Genomic DNA, 4,207 nt, shown 5'->3' on the forward strand with positions numbered 1-4,207 from the left:
GAGGATCGGCTATGTTAGCTCTACTTCACGTTCCGCGGGAATACTCCAGGGATCCCTGCTTCGAGAGACCGGCTCAGCCCCACTGGGACAAGCTCATCCTCTCGATAGCGATGGGGGCGCTGATTTTACTGATTGTTGTGAGAGTTTTGTCGAGCTTGCAGTCCTTGTGTTTGCCCGTCCAAGGAAAAGGCAAGTCTGATCCAAGTTCGTGCTCTGTTGCCAGCACTCTGTAGAACCCCTCGGTCGAGATGTTCTGGGGGCGCAGCAACGGAGAACTGTGTAAAACCCTATCCTCTCTAGGAGCCATGACGACGACACTTTCTTCTCCGGCAAAGTCTTCGACGGCCAAGTTTGACTTTGCCAAGTATCGGGATCAGATCCTCCCTCCCGTGGTTGGCATTGCGGGATTTTTGTTGATCTGGCAACTTTTGTCCAGCGCCAACCTGATCCGGCTGCCGGGGCCATGGGATATTTGGATGGATGAGCGCAGCCGTTATCTAATCCTGCATCCTCTGTATCGCAACAGCGACCTCGACCAAGGGCTGCTGTGGCAAACCTTGGCCAGCCTGCAAAGGGTTGCCATCGGCTACTGCAGCGCTGCCTTGGTGGGCATTGCCCTGGGGATCTTGGTGGGCAGCAGCGTGTGGATCAACCGCGCTTTGGATCCCCTCTTCCAATTTTTGCGCATGGTGGCTCCCTTGGCCTGGGTGCCCATCTCCTTGGCGGCTTTGCAGCGCAATGAGCCGGCTGCCCTGTTTGTTATTTTCATCACCTCGATCTGGCCCATTTTGATCAACACGGCGGTGGGGGTGAGGCAGATCCCGGAAGACTACATCAACGTTTCTAGAGTGCTGAGGCTTTCCAAGATAGACTTCTTTTTTAAGGTGCTGTTGCCCTCTGCTTTGCCCTACATGTTCACAGGTTTGCGGGTTGGCATCGGCCTCTCCTGGCTGGCGATTATTGCTGCAGAAATTGTCATGTCTGGCGTGCCAGGGATCGGCTTTTTTATCTGGGATGCCTACCAGCAGAATTATGTAACTGAGATCATCGTTGCTGTCATCTACATTGGGGCGGTGGGCTTGCTTTTGGATCGGCTGGTGGCTGCCCTGCAAAACAAAATAGCCAATCGCTAGCCCCGTTTGCAGATCTTTTCACTGCATGTCCATCCAATTGAGTTGGGATCCCTCTTCCATTGTCTTTGAGTGTTTGCTCCAATCCGCTCTTCAAAAAGAGTAGAATTGAGGTCTGGGATCCGAGTTGCCGAGCAAATTGAGAGTATCTACAGGTGGGGAGGTCTTCTGTGTCTGTACTGGTCAGTGTAGAGCAAGTGGAAAAAGCGTTTGGTCTGCCTGGGGGCCAAGAATATCTTGCTCTCCAAGGGATCGATCTCCAAATTCACCGCGGGGAGTTTGTCTCCTTAATCGGCCACTCCGGCTGCGGCAAGTCCACCCTGTTGAACATGGTGGCGGGGTTGTCTTTACCTACCGGAGGGATCGTGGCTTTGGATGGACACACCATCACCGTTCCCGGCCCCGATCGCATGGTGGTGTTTCAGAATTACTCCCTTTTGCCTTGGCTAACGGTTCGGCAAAACATTGCCCTGGCCGTAGACGCTGTGCTGAAAAACTACTCCCCAGCAGAGCGTCAGCAGATTGTCGAAGAACATATCGATCTGGTTGGTTTGCGGCAGGCGGCGGATAAGTTCCCAGCGCAACTCTCAGGGGGCATGAAGCAGCGGGTAGCCATCGCTCGCGCTTTGGCGGTAAGGCCCAAGGTGTTGTTGTTGGACGAGCCCTTTGGCGCTTTGGATGCCCTTACACGGGGGAATCTGCAGGAGCAGTTGATGCGCATCTGCGAAGAACATCACGTGACTACCCTCATGGTTACCCACGATGTGGATGAAGCCGTCCTGCTCTCGGATCGGGTGGTGATGCTGACCAACGGGCCGGGATCCCGAATTGGCAATATTTTAACCATCGATATTCCCCGCCCCCGCCGCCGGTTGGAGGTGGTCAATCACCCCAGCTACTACAGCTATCGCAGCGAGATCATCTACTTTTTGAACCAGCAAAAACGGATCAAGCAGTGGCGGGCCCGCCGCAGCACCGTGGTGGCCAGGCACGGTTTGGAAAAGATCAACTTGGAGATTGGCTTTGTGCCCCTGACCGCCTGCGCCCCGCTGGCGGTGGCCAAAGAAAAGGGGTTTTTTGCCAAACACGGCCTGGAAGAAGTCAATCTGGTGCGGGAAACCAGTTGGCGAGGGATCCAAGACGGCATCCAGGGAGGTTACTTGGATGCGGCCCAAATGCCCGCCGGCATGCCGGTGTGGATGTCTCTGGGCGGCGGGGACAATCCGCCTCAGCCGGTGGTGACTGCCCTTACCTTGACCCGCAACGGCAATGCCATTACCCTGCACAGGCGCTTCTACGAGCAAGGGATCCACACGCTGAGCCAGTTGAGGGCTTACATCTTAGATAGCCCCAGCCGTCGGCTGACCTTTGGGGTGGTGCATCCCAGCTCCATGCACAACTTGCTGCTGCGCTATTGGCTGGCAGCCGGCGGGATCCACCCGGATCACGATGTTGTGCTGAAAACCCTGCCCCCGGCCCAGATGGTGGCCAACCTAACAGCCGGCAACATCGACGGCTACTGTGTAGGAGAGCCTTGGAACTTGCGGGCCGCTCTGGAGGGCAGCGGCTTTACGGTGGCTACAGATTTGGAGATTTGGCTGGGCCACCCCGGCAAAGTGTTGGGGGTGCGCGAAGAGTGGGCCAGGGCCTATCCCAACACCCACATTGCCCTGGTGAAAGCGTTGCTGGAAGCCTGTCGCTACTGTGAAGATCCGGCCCACCACGACGAGATTCGCGAGCTGCTCAGCCGCCGCGCCTACCTGAGCACTGATCCTTCCTACATTCACCTGGGGGATCCCCAGCGCCTGCTCTGTGACCTAGACATGCCAATGCGGGAATATGCCCACCACCGCTTCTTTCTGGGTGCCGGCAACCGTCCCAGTCGCACCGAGCATCTGTGGATGATGACGCAAATGGCCCGCTGGGGGGATCTGCCCTTCCCGCGCAACTGGGTAGAGATCGTGGAGCGGGTGTGTCAGGTGGGAGTCTTCAGTACGGCGGCCCGCGAGCTGGGGCTGGATGTGTCTTACCAACGCCAGCCCATTCAATTGTTCGACGGGATCCCTTTTAATGGTGAGGATCCCTTGGCTTACCTCAACAGTCTGGCAATTAAGCACGACATCTACGTGGCCGAGGTTGCTTGGGATCGTCGTCCCGTGTTGCTCTAGAGATCTCCTTGGCAAAAGCACGTTCCCAGTTGTGAGAAAACGATGAATTGGAGCACCCCACGATGACTGCCCTCTTGACAACCTCTACCCCAGTAGCCACAGCCGCAGAGCCCTACTTAACCCTTGAGAATGTCAGCAAGACTTACCCAACTCCTAAGGGGGAGTATCCCGTATTGCGCGATATCAACCTCAGCGTCTGTGAAGGAGAATTTGTTTGCATCGTTGGGCATTCTGGCTGTGGCAAAACCACCCTGCTGAATATGGTTTCTGGCTTTACCCAGCCCACCGGCGGCTCGGTAAAGCTCAAAGGCCAGCCAATTACAGCTCCTGGGCCAGATCGCATGGTGGTGTTTCAAGGGTATGCCTTGTTGCCCTGGCTCACAGTTTATGAAAATGTTTACTTGGCTGTTCAGGCGGTGTTTCCCCAAAAGAGCCAGTCAGAAAAGCATCAAATTGTAGAAGAACACCTGAATCTGGTGGGGCTGGGGGAAGCAGCCCAGAAATATCCCCCGCAAATTTCCGGAGGGATGAAACAGCGGGTGGCCATTGCCCGTGCCTTGGCAATCCGCCCAGCAGTGCTGATTTTGGATGAACCCTTTGGGGCTTTGGATGCCATCACCAAAGAAGAACTTCAGGAGGAGCTGTTGCGCATTTGGGAGGAACATCGCTGTACAGTTTTGATGATTACCCATGACATTGACGAGGCACTGTTTTTGGCCGACCGTTTGGTCTTGATGACCAATGGCCCTGCGGCCACCATCGGGCAAATCATCTCTATTCCCTTCCCGCGTCCTCGCGACCGCGAGCGAATTTTGGAGGATCCACAGTACTATCGCCTGCGCAACTCTGTCCTCAGCTACCTCTACGGTCGTGAGGCCAACCCTGAAGCGGCTAACTAAGAGCTGCAAA

The 4,207-nt window shown here is 55.9% G+C and carries 3 protein-coding genes; all 3 read left to right on the forward strand.

Annotation, left to right across the window (positions count from 1 at the left end; genetic code table 11):
- Positions 1–305 precede the first annotated feature (305 nt).
- The 3 genes from ntrB to NW857_RS09565 all read left to right on the forward strand — a co-directional run bounded on the left by ntrB (position 306) and on the right by NW857_RS09565 (position 4,197).
- Entirely contained in the window at positions 306–1,133 is an 828-nt protein-coding gene (gene ntrB / locus NW857_RS09555; protein ID WP_414336936.1) for a nitrate ABC transporter permease, read from the forward strand.
- A 167-nt stretch (positions 1,134–1,300) separates the two neighbouring features.
- Positions 1,301–3,298 (forward strand): nitrate ABC transporter ATP-binding protein, encoded by a 1,998-nt coding sequence (locus NW857_RS09560; protein WP_414334603.1) that lies wholly within the window; start codon positions 1,301–1,303, stop codon positions 3,296–3,298.
- 62 nt (positions 3,299–3,360) lie between these two features.
- Positions 3,361–4,197 (forward strand): ABC transporter ATP-binding protein, encoded by an 837-nt coding sequence (locus tag NW857_RS09565; protein ID WP_414349123.1) that lies wholly within the window; start codon positions 3,361–3,363, stop codon positions 4,195–4,197.
- Positions 4,198–4,207: the final 10 nt, after the last annotated feature.

The sequence above is a fragment of the Synechococcus sp. H55.9 genome (assembly GCF_047462355.1).
Lineage (GTDB): Bacteria > Cyanobacteriota > Cyanobacteriia > Thermostichales > Thermostichaceae > Thermostichus.